Consider the following 16,951-nt stretch of genomic DNA (forward strand, 5'->3'; position numbering starts at 1 on the left):
TTATGCTATTTCTGCAGGATCTCTCCTATTTACATCCCAACAAAGAACTGTTGTTTGAAAACATTTACCTCACTGTCAACAGCAGAGACAAGATCGCGTTGATCGGTAACAACGGCAGTGGTAAATCAACATTATTAAGGCTTATTACCGGTGAATTACAGCCGCATAAAGGGCAGATCATATTGGATACGGTTCCCTATTATATTCCGCAATTATTTGGTCAGTATAATCACCTGACGATTGCACAGGCATTGCGCATAGAAGGCAAATTACTGGCGCTGCAGGAGATCCTGGCCGGGCATGTAACTGAGCACAATCTTAACCAGCTGAATGATGACTGGACGATAGAAGAAAGATGCCAGGAAGCTTTACAATACTGGCAGTTGAATGAGTTGTCACTCTCCCAGCCTATGGCTACCCTGAGCGGCGGGCAAAAAACAAAAGTGTTCCTGGCCGGCATCCACATTCATCAACCACAATTGGTGTTACTGGATGAACCAAGCAATCACCTGGATATTGCGGGCAGGGAATTGTTGTACGGGTTTATTGCTACCACTACCTGTGCGTTGATCGTTGTAAGCCATGACAGAAAACTGCTGAACGGCCTGCCGGCGATTGCTGAATTGAGCAAACGTGGTTTAACGCAATATGGCGGTAATTATGATTTTTATGTTGAACAGAAAGCAATCGCCAACAACGCCCTGGGCCAGGACATTCAAAGCAGGGAAAAAGCTTTGCGTAAGGCAAAGGAAAAAGAACGGGAAACCATGGAGCGGCAACAAAAGCTGGACGCCCGCGGCAAACGCAAACAGGAAAAGGCAGGCGTTGCCCGGATCATGATGAACACCCTGCGCAACAGTGCAGAAAACAGTACGGCGAAGATAAAAGGCGCGCATGGTGAAAAGATCGACGGTATTGCTGATGAATTACAGGCCCTGCGTAATGAACTGCCCGATATAGACAAGATGCAGCTGGGTTTTGACAATACTTCCTTACACCGGGGAAAGGTGCTTTTTACCGCCACCGGCATTAACCACGAGTATGGCGCACAACGCCTGTGGAAGGAGAACCTCGACTGGCAGATAAACAGCGGTGAACGGATCGCGATCAAAGGGTTGAATGGCTCGGGGAAAACCACCCTTATCAAAATCATCCTGGGCGAACTGGAGCCAACCATTGGCACCGTGTACCGTGCTGACAATAAAACTGTTTATATTGACCAGGACTACTCCCTTATAAATAATCAGCAAACTGTATATGAACAGGCCCAACAATACAACAGAACGGGTTTACAGGAGCATGAAATCAAGATAAGGCTCAACCGCTTCCTGTTTTCAAAAGATGATTGGGATAAACCAGGGAGCGCATTAAGCGGAGGAGAACGCATGCGGCTGCTTTTGTGTTGTCTTACCATTGGCAACCAGGCGCCCGATATTATTATGCTGGATGAGCCAACTAATAACCTGGATATTCAAAATATTGAAATATTGACCGCTGCTGTCAATGCTTATGCGGGTACTTTGTTGGTAGTGTCACACGATTTACACTTCCTGGAGCAGGTAAATGTTGAAAATACATTTAACGTTTAATGACATATCAGCCCTGATGAGCACTGCTAAAGGAGGCTAAACAGGGTTTAAAAATCTTGATCCGGATCACTTTTAAACAAAATTGCATTTAATCAATTGTTACAAAAACAATTAAAGTAGTTTACTTATTGAATTTATAAATAACTTCAAACAAACCCTTCGAATCTCTTTCTTTTATTTCAATTACTTATTATATTTGATAACACTCCTGGTGCGCAACCAGACAGTCACTAAGATGGCCCCGTTTTGTCCGATATCTTATGAGTCAATCTGATATCTTATGAGTTAGTCCAATGTCCTGATGAGTCCTAGTCTATTAGTCCAATCCGATCCCATGAAAGAGCTAACACACTCTTTTTAGTGCAAATTATTAAACCCAAAAACCCCATTCGATGGGGTTTTTCTTTTGGTATGATCTGCCAGAGCTCTTAACTGGCAGCTTGCATTTCTTCCTCCATATCTGCCCGTATAAAGGATCTCTTACTTCAGGCTTTTAAATGTTATTTCGTTGATCTTATTAAAACCGCTGAATACTTTACTGTAGGTATCATTGGTGAAATTGCCGGTTGCTGCAATGGGGAAATAGTATATTTTACCCTGGCCGTTTTCATAAGTAGCCACAGCTATCAGTTTGTTGTTATTGGGATCGGTGGAGGTTTTCAGGTTGCGGTACATTTTCATGGCCCTTATTTCGGTACCACCGGGGAATGTGTATATGGGCACGGCGGTCTTTGCTTCAATGTCCAGTTTGTAAATGCTGTTGCCGGATGCATAATACAGGTGTGGCAGTGTACGGGACCCCACGAATAAACGCGCATTTATCATCCCGGGTGCTGTAAGTCCGTCGTATCTTTTTACTGCCGGGTCGGTCAGGGTGGGATTATAGGTAAAGGCAAATAACGAGTCGTCGTTGTTGTTTTTGAAAAATGCCAAACACTGGCTGGCCGTATTAACCTCGGTATACAGCAGCTTTTTACCAATGTTATTCATATAGAAAAGCGGCGTGCCTGTTGGTTTTGAAAACGGCGTTAAGGTAACCGACCCGATGTTCAGCTTCATGAATTGCTGCGAAATGGTATCGTACACTACATACCCTACTGTAGAATAAATTTCATAGGGCGCCATATAGTAAACGCCGTCTGGCGGCAGGTTTAACTTAATGGTACCGGCGGGGGCATTCAGGGTGCGGCAATAGATCTTCCCGTTGTTCAGCATCATTTCATCGTAGCTGTTTACAAAGTATTCCTGTGGCTTTACGTCGGTGGGCGCCTGCCAGAAGAAATCGGGATAGCTCATGAGTTTTACAAAATCAGAATAGTTGGCCTGCACCATATCGGCAGGTGAAAGGATAAAAACTTTCTGATCGCCATTGTAGGTTCTTATTTCAGGAATGCGGCGGGTGCCAGCAGGCAGTTTTTGCCCTTTGTTGGCAAGGGAATAGATGTTGCGGAAAACCGTATCAACCGGACTGATCATGGAGATGTCGCAGGCATTGTTGTTTTCTTCTACCACCAGCCAGCCTTCGCTGAAGGAGGAGAGCACCGAAACAAATATCCGCTTCTGGTATTCCACTTTTGTTTTGCGGTCTTTTGCATATACCATCAGGTAATAAGAGCCGGGCAACTCAGTGATCTTCGCCCGCAGGTTCTGGGTGGTATCCAGCGTACGGCGGGTCAGCGGCGTACCGCCTGCGAGGTACATTACCCATTCAAAACTGAATCCTGCATCACTGGGTGCAGTCTGATCGAGGGTGAGGTCTACTTTTAATGAATCGGGCAACACCACGCTCACCGTATCGCGGTTGGTTTTTAATACTACTTTGTTGATGTTGGTATAATCGTAGTTGCCTTTGTCTTTATAACAGCTGCCAAGCACCATGGCCGTTGCCAGAAAAACGAGACAGTAGATATATTGTTTTGTCATGTACAATTCGCTTTTATCAGTTGGGGAATGTTATCTCAGTACCGGTTTCATCTTTGAGTTTGGTACCGCTGGCGGTATTCAGATCGGCCAGGTAATTGCGGCATTTAATTTTAAAGTAAGTCATCTGGGACGTGGTGACGGCATCGTCGCCCGAGATCAGGAATTGGGTGCGGCCGAGGACATCTATCACCAGTTTATACTTTACCTGGCTGTAAGTGCCAAAGTAAGCAGCAATGAAACTGTCCCAGTTGGAAGGTTTGGTAAGAAAGTCGTTGATGCGTACGGGAAACCTTACCGAGCCGCCGCCTCTGGAGGCGCTGGCAGTTGAATTGTAAACCCCGGGTAAAAAATCATCGGAATTACCAATTTCAAGTAAAACCCGTACGTCACTTGTTTTTAATGCGGGCGCTCTTTTTACCAGCAACGGCACATTGGCCGTATACGCACCTGCTTTTACAATGACAGGCAGCACTGTGTATTGTTCGGCCAGGGCGGTTGAACTGTCTGCTACTATCTGAATGTTTACGCTTCTGTCGCGGGAAACGGCAACACCCATTATACGCAGGGGGATCTTTACCGTATCAACCGTAAGCGCATCGGGTTTTATGGCGAATGAATATACGATACTGTCCCTGTCGGTATTATAATAATCTTTATAGAAGTAGATCATATCGGGCTGGGTATAGCTGGTGAGCTCGCTTTTTTTGCAGGCGATGAGCTGGCAGCCAAACAGCGCCGGGATGAGTAGATATAAGATGTTTTTTGCCATTGTCGTATTCATTGGAAGTAATTAAAACCGGTTTGCAAATTCCACTTCATCGTCAGGTTGCGGTAATATCCAGGTGGCATCGTTCATGTTAATGGTACTGCCATCTACCCTGGTTGTATTCTTTCGCTTGAAGTAGTAGAATAATTGCCCTTCGGCATACATTTCCTTTTTGTATTCCTTCAAAATCTCCGATTCGAGGGTAGCTGCTGAAATATTGGCTGGCAGGGTTGATAACCCCCGGTTACTGCGAACGGTATTCAGATAGCCTACTCCTTCGGTTGTAGTAGCTGTGCATTCAGCGGCGATATAATACATTTCCGACAACCTGATAACCGGGATAATTCCTCTTAAGTAATCATAATTGGAATTGTTTTTCACGATATCATCCTGCCAGTATTTGGTGGATGAATAACCTGAGGTATAAGAAGCAAACAGGTTTACATACCGGAGATCTGAACTGCCGCCGCTGGCCGTTTCGTAAAGAGTAGCCATATTGGAATTGGTAGTGTATAAAACAGGCGTTCCATTGGCGGAAGTGGTTTTAAAATATTCATCTGCATAATCCGAGATCTTATAGGCATACAGGCAGAACAGTTGTTCTGTGGTATAAGACCGGTCGCGGTTACTGCTGGCTGCTGCTGCGCTGCTGGTTACAAAGGGGAAACTGGTTGCGCCGTCGGTTATTACTTCCCGCGCCGCGGTAAGAGCTGCGGTTTTGTCGCCTTTGTACAGGTTGATCCTGGCCTGCAATCCCTTTACCGCCCAATAGTTCATGTGGTTGCGGGTGTACGATAAAAACGGATCGTCGTTGTATTGTACACGAATGGATTTGTCGGTACCCAGCAATTCCGCCGCTGCGCTCAGATCGGTTAAACAAGCTCCTATAACCTCGTTTACGGCTATTAAGGGATAGGTTTTATTACCAAATGTGGTTACATACGGGATCGACGGGCGGTTGCCGTCTACTACCGGCGCCGCGCCAAACAACCGCAGCAGGTCAAAGTGCAACAGGGCGCGCAAGGCAAGCGCTTCGCCTTTTACCAGGTTGTAATTGTTGCCGGTGAAACTGTTCTTTTTATCGTCTATCTGAACAAGGATATTATTTACGTTGGCGATGGCTTTGTACAGCGTGCCCCAAACGCTGCTGATGTATGATTTTACCCCGCTATTTGTGTAATCGTAGCGGGCGGTGCCGTAAAATGGATGCGTGGTTGAAGTGGTAGCATAGCGCTGGCCAAGGCCATCCACAAATCCCATGGTAAGGTTTTCGCCATAGGCCGGTTTGGTGGCCAGCAGCTGATAAGTGCCTATCAGCGCATCCTTAAAACCCGATTCATCGGTGAACAGTTCTTTTTCCCTGATGTCAGACTGGGGTTGTACATCCAGCCATTTTTTACAACCCGTGCCTGCTGCAAAGCAGGTGCACAACAACAGGTAAATGAGATATTTTGATTGCATGGTTCCTGCTTTTTTTACAATGATGTACTTACGTTTAACGTCAGGTTACGGGCAAACGGATAATCCAACCCTCTTTCTACCTGGATGCCCGACCAGCGTTTAAGGTCGTTTACAATAAAGGTGAATTTGGTGTTGCTCAGCTTTAACTGCCGGTTTAGTTTGTCGGGTAACTGATATGAGAGGGAAATGCTTTCGGCATTTACAAAATTGTTCTTTTGTACAAAGCGTGATGTTACATAGGTGGCGGTAGTTACCGGGTTGCCATAATCGTTTATCAGTCCTTTAAAGTAGGTAACATCGCCAGGTTTTGCCCAGCGGCCCAGCAATACCCTTCTGTCTACATTGTACGTGAAGTCGGTCACCTCTACCCTGTCTACCAGGGTTTGGTTATACATATCGCCGCCCAGTTCGTACGAGAAATATACGGCCAGCGAAATGCCTTTCCAGGTTACATTGGTGCCAAAGCTGCCACGCAGGTCTGGTACTGTATTACCCACCGGCATTTTATCATTGGCATCCCATACATAGGTCTGGGTGCCATCCCGTTTCAGGAATACCTCGCGGCCGGTACTGGGATCGATGCCTAACGACCGTACTGCCCAGATGGCGTTCACACTCATACCTTCCTGGAAACGGAACTGCGGTTTTGCCTGTTTGTTATAATCCGCTGAAGTAGTTGTAGTGGAGTTGGCGTCGTTAAGCTGATTCAGCTTCTTGAGCGAATTGGAGATTGATTTAATATGGTCCTGGTTGTGTAATCCGTTCCCAAAGATGTTCCAGTAAATTTGTTTCTTTTCGTTCTTGATCACAAATACATTCAGTTTGAATTCATATCCTCTGTTCTCCAGCTCGCCGGCATTTTCTTTATAACTGCTAAACCCATCTGAAGGCGGCGTATTGATGTCGAGGATCAGCTTGGTGGTGTTTTCCCGGTACACATCGAAGTTGATGAGAATGCGGTCTTTGAACAGGCCAAGGTCTAACCCTATGTTTCTTTTAAAAGTGTTTTGCCATTGCAGGTTTGAGTTGCCATATCCTTTCAGGATAGAACCAACCAGGCCGCGATAGTTTTGATCGGTATAATACTGATAGGTGGTGATGCCCATGAACGATTGAAAGCGGCTGTCGCCCGTTGTACCAATACTGCTGCGCAGGCGAAGCATATTGATGTATGATTTATCGGCGAGGATCTTTTCCCGGTGCAGGTTCCAGCTTACGCCGGCGCTCCAGAAGGTGCCAAAGCGTTTGTCGGTACCGAATTGTGATGATCCGTCGCTGCGGATACTAAAGTCGGCGGCATACCGGTTATCGTAACTGTAATTGAAGTTGGTGTAAGCCGATATAAGCCGGGTGGTATTGTTGGTATAAGTTGGCTTGCTGTTTTCCTGGTAATTATTACCGAAGTTGATCTGGTCCAGGCGTTCATTGGGAAAGCCGGTGGCAGTGACCGTCATGTAGTCGCTGTTGGTTTGGGAAATGCTGCTGCCGGTTGAATTCAGGATCAAATGCTTACCCAGCCGTTTGCTGTAATCCAGTTGGATGGTTCCATCGTAGGAAAAGAAATTACCTTCCCCTTTTGTATAGATCCCTTTGCGGGTTATGCTGGTAACCGTATCGAAGCTGGTGTGGTTGGCGGGTAAAAAATAGTCGCTTTCGTCGTGTTGTTTGGTGAGCTGTAAGCGGCCGGTCAAGCGCAGGCCTTTGCCCAACAACCATTCTATATTGGTTTGGTTAATAACGTTGGAGTACTGGGCCTGGTCAATTGTGTTTAATGAGGCGTTGTATAATGGATTGAAGTAATTGGCGCTGCCTCCGTTCAATGGGTCTTTTACTGCTTCCAGGATGCGTGCCAGATGACCGGTTGAGTCATATGGATTCCAGTACTGGTTCTGTTTGGTATAATCGGTAAAAGAGCCATAATTACTATTGCGGGATTTATTAAAGGCAACGGACAAAATATTTTTGAACAGCAGGCCTTTGTGCCGGTAACTGAAGTTCATACCGCCGGTATAATTATCACGGTTGCTGTTTTTCATTACCCCGCTGTTGTTGTTGTACATCATGTCTATACCGTAGCGGATGATAGCGTCACCGCCCTCGAGGTAAATCGAATGACGCTGGCCCATTCCCGTTCTAACCGGTTTATTCAGCCAATACGTATTTACGCCTTTTTGTATAACGGCCATTCTGCTTGCATACCTGGCCCGGAGTACGGCATCGGCATCCGGACGAATACCGGAACTGTAGGCGGAATAAACACCTGCCAGGCGTTCCACTTCCAGTTTTTCTGCTGCGTTGGTAAGATCGTATACGGTTAAATCGGGCGCTGCCACCTGCACCATACCGCTGTAGTTTACCCGCAGTTTACCTGGTAAAGGCTGACGCGTTTCAATAACGATCACCCCGTTGGCGGCTTTTGAACCGTACATAGAGGTGGCGGCTGCATCTTTTAAGATGGTAAAGCTGGCAATGCGGTTGATGTCGAGGTCGTAGATCTTTTGCAGGCTTACTTCAAACCCATCGAGAATGAACAGGGGCTGGTTGGGGTTGTTGGAGTAATTGGCCATGAAGTCGGCGCCGGATACCGGGGCGGCAGAGCCAGTGGTTTGCTGGGGAAAATTATTGGTGCCCCGCATGGTGATGATGGGTAAGCGGTTGGGGTCGCTGCCAAACTGAACGTTATCGGGAATGCGAATGGAGGGGTCGAATACTTTCAGGGCATCCAGTACGCTTACATTGTTCACCTTGCGCAGGTCATCGCCCGAAACTGTGACTGCGGCGCCGGTAAAATTTTCTTTTGGTCTTTTATACAAACCCGTACTTACGACCACCTGTTCCAACTGGTCTTTCCGGGGTGAGAGCCTGATCGTCATCAGGTTTTTATTATCAGGCGAAATGTCCTGCGGCAAATAACTCACATGCGCCACCGTTATACTGCGGGTGGCTCCCGGAATACGCAGGGTAAAATATCCCTCCACATCGCTGGTTGTACCCAGTTTCATATTACGCACCAAGATGGAAGCGCCGGGGATGGGGCCTTCGCCATTGGCGCTTATTATACGGCCCCTGATGGTTTTGCCCGTTACGGAAGTATCGATGGGTTGCTGACTGGCTGCAAGCGGTTTTATAATGGTGTCTGAAGACACTGCCGCTGTAGTATTGGTAGTTTCTGCAGCATCGGTGGTGGCGCCGGCCGCATTCCTGACCCGCTTTACCGTTGTAATGGTAAAGTTCTTATCATTCAATTTCGAGGCTTTTAATCCCAGCGGTGTCAGCAGTTCCTGTAATACTTTTTGTACCGGGTTCTGGCCGGGAACGAACAGGTAGGCTGAATATCTTCCTTTTACCAGGCGGTCTTCATATACCAGGTTTACCTTGTAGTGTGCGGCAATGGCATCGAGGATCGATTTTACCGGGGTTGCCTGTTGCCAGTGGTTGTAATGGCTTATGCCGGCGCCGGCTGCTGTATTTTCCCATGTTGAAATGCACAGGCTTGCGGTAATGGCAATAGCCATCACCTTGCTATGCAATAGCAGTTTGTTCATTCGTACTGTTTCAGTTTAAAGTTTGGTTATTACTTACTGATCGTAACTGTTTTGTTGTTGACTGTAATTTTTACATCCAACATATTTTCCAGGGCCCTGAATAAGATCTGTTCACTTTCTGAGGAAAGGGTACCACCGAGGGTGCGCTCTAAGATTGTGCTGTCGGTTATTGCTACTTTGTAACCATAATCGTCTTCTATCAGTTGTATTACCTCACGCAACGGTGTGTTGTCAAATTTCAACCTGTTCTCTTTCCATAAGGCGCAATCGGCAGGATTGGTGGTGGCTTTTGATAGTACTTTACTGTCTTTATTATAATTCACCAGGTCGCCTGGTTTTAAAAATACCGGTGATGATTTTGATGGCACATTTACTTTTACGCTTCCGGTTTGCAGTACTACCTGCTCCCGGTTGCGCCGGGTATTGATGGTAAAGGTGGTGCCCAGCACTTCCACATTCATCGTGGGTAAGTGCACAATGAATCGCTCTGCTGCCTGTACAGGTGTGCCGGTTTTATTAAGATGCACCACATTGAACCAGGCTTCGCCATTGATCCAAACTTCACGCGGTGCATGCCGGCGGGGCCGGGGTTTATATTTCAGTTGCGAATTGGCATTCAGTACTACCTGGCTTCCATCGGGCAACGTGATGGCGCGCTTTTGCCCATACGCAGTTTTTATCACGGCTTCATTGGCGCCCAGGTATTTAAACAACGCTACACTTCCTATAATAAGTACAACCGCTGCTGCAGCCATCCAGGTAATAGCGCGTTTTATGGTAACCATTTTACTCCGCGAATTGGAAACTGCATTCCAGATCCTGTTTTTGGTGGCTTCACTGGCTGTTTCTTTTTGAACTGTAAGCGCTGCTGCCAGTGTACGGGCATCGCCAATGGTTGCCTGCTGTTGCGGATATGCCAGTGCCAGTCCATTCCAAAACATATCCTTAGCGGCATCCGGTTGTTTTATCCACAACAGGAAGTCCTCATCCAGCATAAAATCTGAAAGGGTGTATTGCTCGTATTTCGCATATTGGTCTGGCATAAATAAAATAGTCGGATAAGTAATAATGGTAACTGGTATCTATCTAAAACGAGGGTGGTTTACTTTTTACCCCATCATTTTAAAATATTTTTTAGCAGGGGTATTAACAGGCTCACCGGCATTACATATTGCCAGGCGGTTCCTTTTAATTGTTCTTTCAACGCATCAATGGCGCGGGCCATTAATTTATAAGTGCCTTTGGTGGTAAGGGCCATCATAGCGGCTACCTGTTCGTAGGAAAAACCTTCTGTATAGCGTAAAAAAATGGCTTCCCGCTGGCGGGGTGTAAGGGTGTCCAGCGCGGCCGACAGGCGTTTTTGCAAAGACGTATGCTCTTCCTGCTGGATCATGCTTTTTTCGGGCGACAGGTCGAATACAAATAGATTTTTACCCGCTTCGTCGAGGTAGGCGGTTTTGTTTTTGCCTTTTAGTTTGTCCAGCACCATGGAGCGAAAGGCTCTGAAGAGATAATATTTGATGGAAGTGGTGGCGGAGAGGTTTTTCCGGGTGCGCAGCAGTTTTACAAAGAGGTCCTGGATGGAATCTTCTGTTAATGAAATGTCGTTAAGCCATTTAATACCATAATTGTAGAGCTCGTCAAAATAGCGCCGGTAAATGATCTCCAGGCTTTTGTCATCTCCTGCCAAAAAGGTGTCCCATAGCTTTTGTTCCGTTGTATATTCGTTTTGGTTGCTGTGCATGTAGCCGAAAAAAGTGCCCCAATATTAGAATAAAATTACACGCTGCATAAATTTTTTGTTTAATAATACCCTTTCCGCTGTGGGGTAAATTTTTTATTTACCTCGTTTGTACCCATAACCGCAAGGTAGATCTTAAGTTTTCATTACCCCATTTTTAAAATAACTATTAAATGAGAATCAGGGTTTTGTTTAGTGTTTTGTATTGTTTTGCCACGGTATCGGTGACTGCACAGGGCAAACTCACCCTTATACAGGGTACGGTAAAAGATGAGCGAACACAAACCATTGTATTGTTTGATGTACAGAATGGCGAGAAGCTGGAACTGGCTACTGCCCGCCTCAACAGCCAGCAACAATTTGCATTTGCGTTGCCCAATATTCACCCCGGCTTTTACTATGTAAGCAACCAGGGCCGCCGGAAGTTTGTCCGCATTTATTTAAAAGCAGGTGATAAGTGTCAGTTAGCCCTTACCGACACCGGGTATGAATTAGTGCAACCCACCCCGGAGAATAAGTTATTAAAAGAGTGGACTGATCTTTCGTACCCGGTTACAAAAATGAGTGTGTTCCCACGCAATGATACGGTTACCTATGCGAGCTTCTTCCCCACCCTGACTGCTTTTCTGCCGAAGGCAGATGCGTTCAGGAAAAAGGTTAATACGCCCAATGCCGCCTTTAATGAGTTGATGAAAAAGAGTATAGGCCTGGAGATAGAACATGCGGCGTTGAAATTTATGTACACACCCAATACAAAACATCCTGCGAAAGACGAGATTATTCCTTACTACGCCACCATCTATCAGCCTAACAAATTTGCCAATGCTGCGGTGCTGCATTCAGGCGATGGAGTTGATCTTATCAGGCTGTACACTACGTATATGTATACCATGGTGAAAAAGCCCGGTGCGCAAAGGAAACTGACGCTGCCCGAGATCCTCCTATTCTTTGGCAACGATACCATAAAAGGTGTTTTTGTAGAAAACCAGCTGGCAGGTTACCGGTCACTGGAAACCTTTAACGAAGAAATTGAGCCGGTAAAAAAATACCTGGTAACCGATACCATGCAGGCCAGGTATGCGCGGGCTTTGAAGCGGTTAAGCACTTACAGAAAAGGTGATAAAGCATTTAATTTCTCTTATCCCGATTCAAATGGGAATGCGGTTAGTTTAGCCAGTTTGAAGGGTAAAGTGGTGCTGGTGGATGTGTGGGCTACCTGGTGTGGCCCCTGTAAAGCAGAGTTGCCGCATTTGAAAAAGCTGGAAGAGGAATTGCATGACAAGAACATTGCCTTTGTATCCATTTCGGTTGATGAGGAGAAAGACAAAGAGAAATGGAAAAAGTTTGTTGCGGATCAACAACTGGGTGGCATTCAATTGTATGCTAAAGGCTGGAGTGAATTCACCAAATACTACGACATTCATGGCATTCCACGATTCCTGGTGTTTGACCAGGATGGTAAAATTGTAACGGTTGATTCGCCCCGGCCATCTACTCCGGAATTGAAAGAATTATTACTAAATACGCTAAACGCACAACATTAAACGCTAAATGCTGAACGCCGAAGGCTGAAGGCTCTTTTTATTCGGTTTTAGCGTCAAGCCTTAAGCGTTCAGCGTTAAGCCTTCTTCGGTTTTCCTAAACCTACTTTGTAATTATCCGGAGTGCCGGTAATGGTAAGGTTCATAAAGCGGATGCGTTTATCCTTGTCGCGGTATTCAATGGCATCCACCTGGTCGGGGTCTACTTCTTCTTTTTTCTTATGAAACAGCATATTGAAGCCAACCGAGGTTACCATTTTCAGCGGAACACGCACATAGTAGGCCATGTTCATATCGAGCGACTGGGTGCCTGAGAACTCCAGGAAGCCCAGTGAAGAGTTGATGTTCATGGTTGGAATATTCAAGGTATTGTTTTTAAACGTAAGTACATTACGCAGCGTGTCAAACCGCACCTTGCTCATGTTCTTATCCTTGAAGTAAGAAGCCATTGCCGCCATAGGTGCGAAATTAGTGAGCTCACCATTGAAGATGTTTATATCCAGTTGTGCTTCCGACTGGTCCATCATAGGTGTAAGATCGGGATGTACCCGCATATACCCATTTATTTGGCCGGTAATACGTCCTTTTATATTTTTATTGATCACATAATCCTGGCCCAGGTAATCGAGCTTTAACAGCATTTTCTCCAGGTCTACATCATTTACGTTAATGCGTGTTCCCAAGTAGATCTTATCGGACGTGCTGCCGTTGAAATGCGCGCTGGCGTCTATCTTTCCGCCAGCCATTTCCATGTGCAGGGTATCCAGGTACAGGTGATGGGTCTCCAGCATGCGCATATTGGTGGCGATGTTCTTGATCCACAATCTGCGGTACTTCACCTTGCCGATATTTATGGAGGCGTTGAAATTAATAAAGGGTACTTCGAATATATTGAATGCTTTGGCGTGTACTGAAGTGGATGCTGTACCTACCTGACCTGTTGAGGCGGCTGTTGAATCAGCTTCAGCAATTTCTTCCTCAGCAACAAACGTGTAATTGGTCAATTGGTCAACATCGAGGAAGCGGGAATTGAATTTAAGGTAATTCTCCTTCATCTTCCGGGCGCTGTCGTTGCCGGTATACAATCGCATATTGATATTGAAATCGCTGTGGCCAATCTTTCCCGTGAGGGTGTCGATCTTTATAAAGTTATTGGTGTTGAACATCACGTTGCCTTTAATGCTATCCAGTTCAAAGTCATGCCCGGTTAACTGGCCTGAGATATTGGCAATTTTAATATTGGCGAATTTGAAAACCGAGTCGTAGCGCAGCTGGCTTTTGGAACGCAGCCACAGGTTGGTGGCCACTTCATTGTGCCAGTCGTCAGGTACCAGTTTTTTGGTTCTGCGGCTCAACAGGTCGCGCATGGCCAGTCGTTGAGATTTCAGGTCGAACGCAATTTCAGTTCTGCCCTTTTTCACTTTCTCAAACCAGAGTGCATAGTTATTTACCCGGCCGCTGAACTGGATATCTGAACTATCTATGTGACCGGCAAAATTCTTTAACCGCAGCATGGTATCGGCAATGGTGAGCTCTGCGCCAAAGTCCTTGAACTCGTGCGGGAATCTTTTAAATCCGGCATGAAGGTTTTCAATCTTCACAACGCCTTTAGGCAACGGATTGGGATGCAACAGTTCGTTCACCGAAGTTTCAAGCGATACGCCAATGTTGAATCCGTAGATCTCTTCTTTTCCTTTATGGGTTTTGGCGGTATCGATATTAAAAAGCTCGCGCAGGATCATTTGGTTGCTGTGCGCCTGCAGCGAAGCCAGTACGGGTTTGCTTTGTGCATGGAAAATGGAAGGCAGATCGCTGAGCGAACCGGATAAGTGAAAATCAGAATGCCCGATGTTGCATACCAGTGAATCCAGTGTTACAAAGCCGTTTTTCATGTTGGTATGCAGGTTCAGGTGTTCTACATTATATGGGTAATTGGGAATACGGAAGGTGAGGTTGCGTACGGCCAGTTCACTTTGAATGCCTTCGGTGAGTTTGCCTATCGATTGCTCGGGCGCGCTCATATCCATCAGGTCTTTAAAGTTCATCTTTAAGCTGATCTGCCCTGTAATGCGTTGCAGGTCTTTTATCCCCAGGAAGGCTCCAATAAATTCCAGCTCAAGATTGGAATTTAACTGCATGAGAATTTTGGGATGCTCAAAATCGCGCATGATGAAATTACCGTCAAAAACGCCGGTGCCCGGTTTGGCGTGCATACCCAGTAAACGCAGTTCCGACGTTTTTGAATTCCTGTCATCGCCATTGGTGTAATAACCTTTAAAGGCCAGGGAATCCAGCTTTTTATTGGTTTGTGTATTGTGCAGCCATGCTTCGTTACAGCCGAAGTTCAGGTCTATCCGCGGCATTTGTCCATGGGCCAGACTGCCTTTTACGGTGCCATCAAAGTTCACATGGCCATCGTATTTGAAATGTTTTATCTCCTTCCTGGCCAATTCAGGCATAAAGGAAAATAACTGTTGCAGATCGGGCCGGTCGCCGGCGAATTTGATATCGATGGCATTGTTGTTTTTCTGCAGACTATATGTGCCTGCTAGATTGAACACCGCTTGTTCCAGTTTCAGCTTCCCGGTATCGATGCTGAGCAATTCATTGCTTTTTGCATACGAGACCACAAAATCAGTTTCCACATGTTTATTGCGGAATAGTTTGGGATACGCCGGGCTGGTATAATCGACGACGAATTTGCCGTTGAGGCCTGCATTTATCTTCAGACTATCATCCTGGATCGATGAAGTGATCTTTTCAATCTTCGAGATGATGGTTTGATTATTTTGTTTGTCGATGAAAGAGATCGTCATGCCTTTCAGAACGATCTTTTTGATATCTAACTTTAGCGGTGATTCAGCGGTGTCAGTTGACCTGGTGGTATCCGGGGCCATGCGGCTTGCTTCCACAATGTTCAGCTGGCCGTCTTTTTCTTCAACCAGGTCAAGATGGCCGTTCTTGGTTCCTATCACTTTTACCTTGTAATTCTGATTCAGGATATCTGTGAGGCTGAAACCTGCAAAAACCCGTTCCGCAGCAAATAAAGGCTTGTCGGTAGTGCGTTTGGTGGCATAAAAGCGCACCTGGTTTAACCGGATGGAGATGTAGGGAAAATTATCTATAAAGGAGATTTCGCTTTTCTCAACGGAGATGGTGCCGGGCAGTTTTTTGTTCAGCTCTTTTAAAGCCATCTTCACCAGCCGGGTTTGCTGCGTGGTAAGAATAACAAATGCAGTTCCTAACAACAACAGGATCACAAGAACCGGTATTAACAGAAACCGGATGAGCCTTTTACGCGTCTTGCTTTTCATGGACGAATTGGTTTGGGGTTCTGATTGCGGTCAAGCAAAGCCGGTGCAAAAATAACTCCTGAATGCTTAAAAAAATACAAAGCTTTACAGGGAAACTTCGGGTTTCTCCGTAAAGCTTTGTTGTTAACGAAATATTGGGTAAAAAAGTATGTGCTTATAAGAGTCATTTTAGCTACAACATATACCATTTCGGCAACATGTCTGCCACGCTGGCCTGCTAGTTTTGCATGAATCAAAACAGCAGGAACATGAAAACGATCTTTATTACCGGTGCAGGCGCCGGGTTAGGTAAAGCCACCGCGAAATTATTTCAATCAAAAGGCTGGCAGGTGATTGCCACTATGCGTAACCCTGAAAGAGAAACAGAACTCCAGTTGTTAGAAAATGTAACCGTACTGCAACTGGATGTTACAGATGCTTCACAAATAGATAATACGGTTAAGCAGGTAATTGAAAAGTATGGTGTAGATGTAGTGTTGAACAATGCAGGCTATGGGTTAATAGGACCACTGGAGGCGTTCAGTGATGTGCAGATCACCCGGCAAATTGATACCAACCTGTTGGGAGTTATCAGGGTAATGAAAGCGTTCACGCCATATTTGCGCAGCAAAGGTGAAGGTGTTTTTATTACTATTTCCTCTATGTTTGGATTAGCAGGCTTTCCCACCTGTTCGCTGTATTCGGCCACCAAATGGGCGCTGGAAGGGTTTTGTGAATGCATGGCCTATGATTTGGCTACCTTTGGCGTACGGGTAAAGACAATTGCACCCGGTGGCATTCAGACAGATTTTGCCGGCCGCTCGCTGGATGGCGCAGGGCATAATGCGTACATGCCATTGATGGCAAAAGTGAGTGAAGGATATAATGAAGAAGCATTAAGCAAATATTCAACGGCCCAACAGATCGCCGATGTAATTTATGAAGCGGCTACCGATAACAACAATCAATTGCGTTACCTGGCAGGGCCGGATGCTGTAGCTTTATATAAGGAACGGCTGGAGCTGGGGCCCGAAGCACATTTCCAGAAAACAAGGCAGTGGGTAGTTGGTAGATGATTTTCAGATAATTCAA

10 protein-coding genes are annotated in these 16,951 nt (G+C 45.9%); 3 read left to right on the forward strand and 7 right to left on the reverse strand.

All coding sequences use genetic code 11. From position 1 onward, the window contains the following. The first annotated feature begins 2 nt into the window (after window positions 1-2). Window positions 3-1,589, forward strand: a complete 1,587-nt coding sequence (locus tag NIAKO_RS11040; protein WP_014218506.1) for an ABC-F family ATP-binding cassette domain-containing protein — start codon at window positions 3-5, stop codon at window positions 1,587-1,589. A gap of 480 nt (window positions 1,590-2,069) precedes the next feature. Here NIAKO_RS11040 and NIAKO_RS11045 read toward each other — a convergent pair whose 3' ends face one another. The 6 genes from NIAKO_RS11045 to NIAKO_RS11070 form a co-directional block, all read right to left on the reverse strand. Next, entirely contained in the window at window positions 2,070-3,512 is a 1,443-nt protein-coding gene (locus tag NIAKO_RS11045) for a PKD-like family lipoprotein (protein WP_014218507.1), read from the reverse strand. A gap of 16 nt (window positions 3,513-3,528) precedes the next feature. Next, complete coding sequence (locus tag NIAKO_RS11050) at window positions 3,529-4,293, reverse strand: DUF4843 domain-containing protein (protein WP_014218508.1); 765 nt, start codon at window positions 4,291-4,293, stop codon at window positions 3,529-3,531. 9 nt (window positions 4,294-4,302) lie between these two features. Next, window positions 4,303-5,739, reverse strand: coding sequence for a RagB/SusD family nutrient uptake outer membrane protein (locus tag NIAKO_RS11055; RefSeq protein WP_014218509.1), 1,437 nt, complete (start codon window positions 5,737-5,739; stop codon window positions 4,303-4,305). A gap of 14 nt (window positions 5,740-5,753) precedes the next feature. Next, the gene (locus NIAKO_RS11060; protein WP_014218510.1) at window positions 5,754-9,284 is read right to left on the reverse strand and encodes a SusC/RagA family TonB-linked outer membrane protein; all 3,531 of its coding nucleotides are present in this window, start codon (window positions 9,282-9,284) and stop codon (window positions 5,754-5,756) included. Between the two features lie 29 nt (window positions 9,285-9,313). Then, window positions 9,314-10,327, reverse strand: a complete 1,014-nt coding sequence (locus NIAKO_RS11065; protein ID WP_014218511.1) for a FecR family protein — start codon at window positions 10,325-10,327, stop codon at window positions 9,314-9,316. A gap of 74 nt (window positions 10,328-10,401) precedes the next feature. After that, window positions 10,402-11,028 (reverse strand): RNA polymerase sigma factor, encoded by a 627-nt coding sequence (locus NIAKO_RS11070; RefSeq protein ID WP_014218512.1) that lies wholly within the window; start codon window positions 11,026-11,028, stop codon window positions 10,402-10,404. Window positions 11,029-11,198: 170 nt separating this feature from the next. Here NIAKO_RS11070 and NIAKO_RS36620 point away from each other — a divergent pair, with 170 nt between their 5' ends. Next, entirely contained in the window at window positions 11,199-12,569 is a 1,371-nt protein-coding gene (locus tag NIAKO_RS36620; RefSeq protein ID WP_014218513.1) for a TlpA family protein disulfide reductase, read from the forward strand. Between the two features lie 74 nt (window positions 12,570-12,643). On the opposite strand, the gene NIAKO_RS11080 is transcribed toward NIAKO_RS36620, so the two are convergent. Next, window positions 12,644-15,880: an AsmA family protein gene (locus tag NIAKO_RS11080; RefSeq protein WP_014218514.1), complete on the reverse strand. Its 3,237-nt coding sequence runs from the start codon at window positions 15,878-15,880 to the stop codon at window positions 12,644-12,646. Window positions 15,881-16,128: 248 nt separating this feature from the next. On the opposite strand from NIAKO_RS11080, the gene NIAKO_RS11090 reads away from it, so the two are divergent. Beyond that, window positions 16,129-16,935, forward strand: a complete 807-nt coding sequence (locus tag NIAKO_RS11090; protein WP_014218515.1) for an SDR family oxidoreductase — start codon at window positions 16,129-16,131, stop codon at window positions 16,933-16,935. The last annotated feature ends 16 nt before the right edge of the window (window positions 16,936-16,951 follow it).

Origin of the sequence: Niastella koreensis GR20-10, assembly GCF_000246855.1 — a bacterium.
Classification (GTDB): Bacteria; Bacteroidota; Bacteroidia; order Chitinophagales; family Chitinophagaceae; genus Niastella; species Niastella koreensis.